The 6000-nt window shown below is 32.4% G+C and carries 7 protein-coding genes; 3 read left to right on the forward strand and 4 right to left on the reverse strand.

The features are described from left to right. Nucleotides 1–2 precede the first annotated feature (2 nt). Together B8T70_RS13595 and B8T70_RS13600 are read left to right on the forward strand one after the other, a co-directional pair. Nucleotides 3–1244 carry an alpha/beta hydrolase-fold protein gene (locus B8T70_RS13595; protein ID WP_086895195.1) on the forward strand — a complete coding sequence of 414 codons (1242 nt, stop codon included), beginning with the start codon at nt 3–5 and terminating at the stop codon, nt 1242–1244. 125 nt (nt 1245–1369) lie between these two features. Further along, complete coding sequence (locus B8T70_RS13600) at nt 1370–1939, forward strand: cysteine hydrolase family protein (protein ID WP_039117148.1); 570 nt, start codon at nt 1370–1372, stop codon at nt 1937–1939. Nucleotides 1940–2141: 202 nt separating this feature from the next. On the opposite strand, the gene B8T70_RS13605 is transcribed toward B8T70_RS13600, so the two are convergent. Genes B8T70_RS13605 through B8T70_RS13615 form a run of 3 tightly spaced genes read right to left on the reverse strand, consistent with a single transcriptional unit; the run spans nt 2142 to nt 3904 of the window. Then, nucleotides 2142–2579 carry a hypothetical protein gene (locus tag B8T70_RS13605; protein WP_086895196.1) on the reverse strand — a complete coding sequence of 146 codons (438 nt, stop codon included), beginning with the start codon at nt 2577–2579 and terminating at the stop codon, nt 2142–2144. A 47-nt stretch (nt 2580–2626) separates the two neighbouring features. After that, the gene (locus B8T70_RS13610) at nt 2627–3127 is read right to left on the reverse strand and encodes a hypothetical protein (protein WP_039117146.1); all 501 of its coding nucleotides are present in this window, start codon (nt 3125–3127) and stop codon (nt 2627–2629) included. 12 nt (nt 3128–3139) lie between these two features. Next, nucleotides 3140–3904, reverse strand: coding sequence for an MBL fold metallo-hydrolase (locus tag B8T70_RS13615; RefSeq protein WP_086895197.1), 765 nt, complete (start codon nt 3902–3904; stop codon nt 3140–3142). Between the two features lie 95 nt (nt 3905–3999). On the opposite strand from B8T70_RS13615, the gene B8T70_RS13620 reads away from it, so the two are divergent. Beyond that, nucleotides 4000–5460: a TonB-dependent receptor gene (locus B8T70_RS13620; RefSeq protein ID WP_039112636.1), complete on the forward strand. Its 1461-nt coding sequence runs from the start codon at nt 4000–4002 to the stop codon at nt 5458–5460. A gap of 340 nt (nt 5461–5800) precedes the next feature. On the opposite strand, the gene B8T70_RS23835 is transcribed toward B8T70_RS13620, so the two are convergent. Further along, nucleotides 5801–6000 (reverse strand): hypothetical protein (locus tag B8T70_RS23835; protein ID WP_207621536.1); only part of this gene is annotated, 200 nt, incomplete at its 5' end.

The raw sequence follows: 6000 nt of genomic DNA on the forward strand, positions 1-6000 counted from the left end.
CCATGAAACAACTATTATTTTCACTGCTTTTTATTGGCATTTCTTTTTTCGCAAAAGCACAATCGGATAACAAAATTACTATTGGTACGATTGAAACCATTCATTCTAAAATACTTAATGAAGATCGAAAAGTTTGGATATATGTCCCAGATGGTTATACCAAAGGCGCACCCAAAACTGAGAATTATCCCGTTCTTTATTTATTAGATGGAAACGTACATTTCACTTCTATTGTTGGTATGACGGAGCAATTAAGTACCATGAACGGTAACACAATTTGTCCAAAAATGATTGTAGTCGGAATACTCAATACTGACAGAGCCCGTGATTTAACTCCTACTCATATCGAATCTGATTTACCAATGATGACTAGTGAAGCGAGTAAAACTAGTGGCGGGAATGAAAATTTTATTGCATTTATTGAAAAAGAATTAATACCATACGTTGAAACCAACTATCCTACTGCTCCATACAAAATGCTAATTGGTCATTCTTTTGGCGGTTTAACAGTTATAAATACACTTGCAAATCATACTAATTTATTTAATTCTTATATTGCTATCGACCCAAGTATGTGGTGGGACAAACAGAAATTTTTAGAGCAAAGCAAAAAAACATTTGCTGAGAAAAAATTCAAAAACACTAGTTTATTTTTAGGTATTGCAAACACGATGGAAGCCGGAATGGACACTCTTAGAGTAAAGAAAGATACTACTCAAGTTACAAGACACATTCGTTCAATATTAGATTTAGCCAATGATTTAAAAAAGAACAAACAAAACCAATTACACTTTGAATACAAATATTATGATAAAGACAGTCATGGTTCTGTTCCGTTTATTGCCGAATATGACGCACTTAGATTCATTTTTGATTTCTATAATCTGAACTTGACTATTACTGATTTAATGGAAACAGGGATGGCATTACCTACAAAAATTGAAAAACATTATCTAAATGTTTCCGAAAAAATGGGGTATAAAATACCACCTCCCGAAGCTCCTATTAATCAATGTGGATATATGGCACTAGGCAGAAAGAACTTAGCTCAAGCCGAGTATTTTTTCAAACTAAATGTAAAAAACTATCCAGAAAGCGCTAACGTATATGATTCTCTAGGAGATTATTATAAACAAGTGAATGATAAAACTAATGCAATAAGCAATTACAAAAAAGCGTTATCCATCAACAAGGAAAGTGCCGAAACGAAACAAAAACTGGAAGAACTTCAAAAAGGAAAATAACGCATAACAGTCTCCTTTTAAACTAAAAAAATTATAAAAACAGTGTTGGCTTTATTGTGTGAAAATTTGATTTTCATCTCTCTTTTCACTTTTTACTTTTTTACAACATCAACTAAACTATAAAAATGAAAATATCTAAACTTGACAATCCCGCATTAATTCTAATTGATATCCAGAAAGGTTTTGATAATATAGAATATTGGGGCGGAGAACGCAATAATCCAAATGCCGAAAAAAATGCAAGTGAGCTTCTCGAAATTTGGCGAGCTAATAAATTACCTATTTTCCATATTCAGCATTGTTCTTCTAATCCCAATTCATTGCTCCATGAAACCAATCCTGGAAATGCATTTAAAGATATTGTAAAACCTTATTTAGGAGAAACCGTAATTCAGAAGAATGTAAATAGTGCTTTTATTGGTACCAATTTAAAAGAACAACTTGATGATGATAAAATCGATACGCTTGTTATTGTAGGTTTAACAACCGATCATTGTGTTTCGACAACTACAAGAATGGCTGGGAATTTTGGTTATAATACCTTTCTAATTTCTGATGCAACTGCCACTTTTAATAAGAAGGGATTGAATGGACAGGAATTTAGTGCCGAGACAATTCACGAAACTGCTCTTGCCAGTTTAAACGAAGAATTTGCTCAAGTAGTAACAACCGATTTTATAAAGCAGAATATTTAGACTGTGAAAATTTAACCGCAAAGCGCGCAATCACGAAGCGTCGGGATACGCAAAGGTCGCAAGGTTTTAAAATCATTCTAATCTTTATCTGAAGCAGAAAAGCAACAGATTTACATAAAAATAAGAAAGGCGAGAATTACTTCTCGCCTTTCTTATTTTGTCTTTTTTATAATCTGTAAACTGCAACTAGATACTGCAAACTTTACTCTCCTGTATAAATAATCTTTCCAGCTTTTTTAAGTACGTAACCTTTCCAAGGTATTAACTCATAATTTCCATTGATCCAAGGCTCACCTTCGGATTTGCGCTCTAAAATAATTGTTCCATCTTCAGTATCAAGAAAAAGTTCGGCTTTGTTTCCGTCTTTTTCAAAAATAACATAAGCAACTGTAGAATACGTCTTACCATCTTTGGCATGCTCTAACTTTGTACCTACTTCAAATAATCGTACACATTCATTTTTAACAACCGACCAAGTATAACCAGCAGATCCTTTACATCCATGTGCATCTGAATCTCCTCCTACAATACGCTCGGGTTTAACTTCTTCTTTAATAGGTTTTGTTTCTTCCTGAGAAACTTTTTTAGCACAAGAAAATGTAAGACCTATAATAATCGAAAATAAAAATACTTTTTTCATATGTTCTATTTATTAGTTGTTACAATTATTACACTGTGTTAGGAATCCTATTTTTGGTATAATAATGATTGATTTACTTCAAAAGTAATACTTTCATCATTATTAACAAAGTATTTTAATAAGACTTCTCCCCATATTTCTCCATCACTAAAGTCAGCAATAATCCATCGGTGGTTTAAAACCTTAACTTTATTGATGATAAATTTATTGGCGCCTATTTGGTCTTGTCCTGTATATGGATTCCCTTTTGGATTCGCATTTAAATCCATTAATTTCTCAGTAACAATAGGAATTAGTTTCTCGTACTGAATAGTTTTAGAAGCATCTGCTGAATCAAAGTAATTTTGGGCGTTTTGATTATTTTCTAATGAAAAGTAATTGGCTTCGTTTAATTTAGTTTCTACTAAATTAAGGCTATCTCTAAGCTTTTTAGTTGTTTTAACATAACGTTCCTGTTCAAACTTTACTTCTTTACTATAAAACATATAGGTAAATATATTCATAAGTATCGCAATGATAAAAAGGTAAAGCAATAGGGATTTTTTCATTTTTAAATGTAATTAAATTGTGATTTCTAAATTATCATAGGCTAGAAAAACATTTTTAGGCAGCATTTTTTGTACCTCTTCATGAAATCCTAATACATGACTAATATGTGTTAAATAAGCCTTTTCTGGCTGAACCAAAGTTATAAAATCTAGGGCTTCCTGCAAATTAAAATGTGTATCGTGTGGCTCAACACGTAATGCATTTATCACTAATACTTTTAAGTTTTTTAGTTTCTTGATTTCGACTTCTTCAATAGTTTTTACATCTGTTAAATAAGCAAAATCATCTATTCGATACCCAAAAACCTGTAAATCTCCGTGCATAACATTTACCGGAATTGCCTTTTTATCACCCACAGCAAATGGTTTATCATTAACGACCTCGATTGTTTTTACTGATGGTGCTCCTGGATATTTATTTACGGTTTCAAAAACATAATCAAAACGTTTTTTTAAGTTACCAATAACACGCTCGTGTGCATAAATTGGCATTTCGCCTTGTCTGAAATTGTACGGACGTATATCGTCCAAACCTGCAGTGTGATCTGCATGCTCATGTGTAAATAAAATTGCATCTAATTTCTGACAGTTACAAGATAACATTTGTTGCCTGAAATCAGGACCACAATCTATAACATAAGAATGTTCATCCCAACTAATCCAAATCGATACTCGAAGCCTTTTATCCTTAGCGTCAGTACTTTTGCATACAGGATGATCTACCCCTATTATCGGAATGCCTTGTGATGTGCCTGTGCCTAAAAAATATACCTTCAATTGTACTTTATTTTTTTACAAAAATAGGATTAATTATCTTTCATTAGAAGCCTAATTTACTAACTTTGTAACAAATCAGCCATATTTAAAATAAAATGGGTATAGAAATAAAACTTAAAGGTGACAAAGTCATCGCTCAGATACCATCCATAAAAGACAAAGCACTACGCATAAATCTAAACGAAAATATTTACGGGACCTTTGCAGAGATTGGTGCGGGGCAAGAAACTGTAAGGCATTTTTTTAGATCTGGTGGTTCGTCTGGAACAATTGCGAAGGCGATGTCTGCTTACGACAAAGATTTTAGTGATGCCATTTACGGAATTGAAAGTGATGGCCGCTATGTAACTGAAGAGAGATTAAAGAAAATGTTAACTCTTGAAGGGCAAATAATTGAAGAACGTTTAAGCAGAGAAAAACACCCTACAAAACTTTTCTTTAGCTACGCTAATACTGTTGCAACAATAGATTTTGCAAAACAATTTAAAGGTCATGGTTGGGTAGGAATAAGATACCAAATTGAACCTGATGAAGCTTATAATGAAATTATACTTCACATTCGTTTTAAAGAAACTGATGCTCGATTACAACAAGAAACATTAGGTATTCTTGGGGTAAACTTAATTTATGGAGCGTTTTATAAATACAATGATCCTAAAAGATTACTTCGTTATTTATATGATCATTTAGATAAAGATCAACTAGAAATTGATACTATTAACTTTTCTGGTCCACGTTTTGCCGATGTAGATAATCGATTGATTAGCTTACAATTGGTAAAAAACGGAATGACTGATGCCGTAATGTTCAATCCTGAAGGTAAAAATATCCTTCCTGCTGCCATTTTATACAAAAAGAATATTCTTGCCTTACGCGGGAGTTTTCGTCCTGTAACGAAGGTTAATATGGATATGTATGAGAAATCATTAAAAATGTTTCTCGAAGAAAATAAAGTCGAAAAAGACAATACGCTGGTAATTTTTGAAATCACTTTATCTAATCTTCGTTCTGATGGAGAAATCGATGAACGCGATTTTATGGATAGAGCCGAATTACTTTGTTCGTTAGGACAAACTGTAATGATCTCGAACTTCCAGGAATATTATAAAGTTGTTGAGTATTTTGCAAATTATACTAAAGCCCGAATGGGATTAGCAATGGGTGTTAACAATTTAGTCGACATCTTTGATGAGAAATACTATCGCCATTTAAGTGGAGGAATTCTTGAAGCTTTCGGAAAATTATTCTACCGCGATATGAAAGTATTCTTATATCCTATGATTGATGAAGATGGTACTATCATGAATTCGACTAACTTAAAAGTACATCCTAGAATGAAAGAATTGTACAAATTCTTTAAATTCAATGGTAAAGTTGTCGATGTAGCCGATTTCGATCCTCATACATTAGAAGTATTCTCGAGAGAAGTATTAAAAATGATTAGTCAAGGAAAACCTGGATGGGAACCAATGCTTCCTGTAGGTATTGCCGAAATTATAAAAGAACATCACTTATTTGGTTATGAACCGAATAAAGTTTTAAAAGAGTCTAATTAGTTTTCTGAGGAACTAAGATTCTGAGAAACAAAGGTTCAAAGGTTTTAAATAGGAAAGCATCAGTTTTATAACTGGTGCTTTTTTTGTTTTGGGAGGATTTGAGATACTAAGTAACTGAGGTTTTGTTTATGTACAAAATTATCGCAATATTGTCAAGCTAAGTCCCTTCGACTCCGCTCAGGGTGACAAGAATGAGGGTATCTACTCTATGTTATGTTGTATTGCTATTTATACTCAAGTAAAAATATCAAGTTTGTAAAAAAACACTAAACCTCAACAAATAAAAAACGAGTGGTAATCTTTGTCAAAGTTCAAAACCAAGGCTGTAAGGAACTTGGTTTCATGTATTAAATGTTTCTAATTTAGTAGGATCTCCACCACAATGTATTACTACTTGTTGAATAATGTCATTTTGCAATTGATTACAAAATGACATTTTGGGGATTTTATATCCTTTTAATTGATTTAGTTTTATGTAACTCAAAAGCAATATTGATGCAATTAAAATAATGTAAATCATTACTTGAATTCCGTTCCACT

It is taken from the genome of Flavobacterium sp. AJR (assembly GCF_002156885.1).
Lineage (GTDB): Bacteria > Bacteroidota > Bacteroidia > Flavobacteriales > Flavobacteriaceae > Flavobacterium.

What these genes read in the sequence shown, in the direction of transcription:
- B8T70_RS13595 (WP_086895195.1), top strand. Translation starts at nt 3, where the DNA reads ATGAAACAACTATTATTTTCACTGCTTTTTATTGGCATTTCTTTTTTC.
- B8T70_RS13600 (WP_039117148.1), top strand. Translation starts at nt 1,370, where the DNA reads ATGAAAATATCTAAACTTGACAATCCCGCATTAATTCTAATTGATATC.
- B8T70_RS13605 (WP_086895196.1), bottom strand. Translation starts at nt 2,579, where the DNA reads ATGAAAAAAGTATTTTTATTTTCGATTATTATAGGTCTTACATTTTCT.
- B8T70_RS13610 (WP_039117146.1), bottom strand. Translation starts at nt 3,127, where the DNA reads ATGAAAAAATCCCTATTGCTTTACCTTTTTATCATTGCGATACTTATG.
- B8T70_RS13620 (WP_039112636.1), top strand. Translation starts at nt 4,000, where the DNA reads ATGGGTATAGAAATAAAACTTAAAGGTGACAAAGTCATCGCTCAGATA.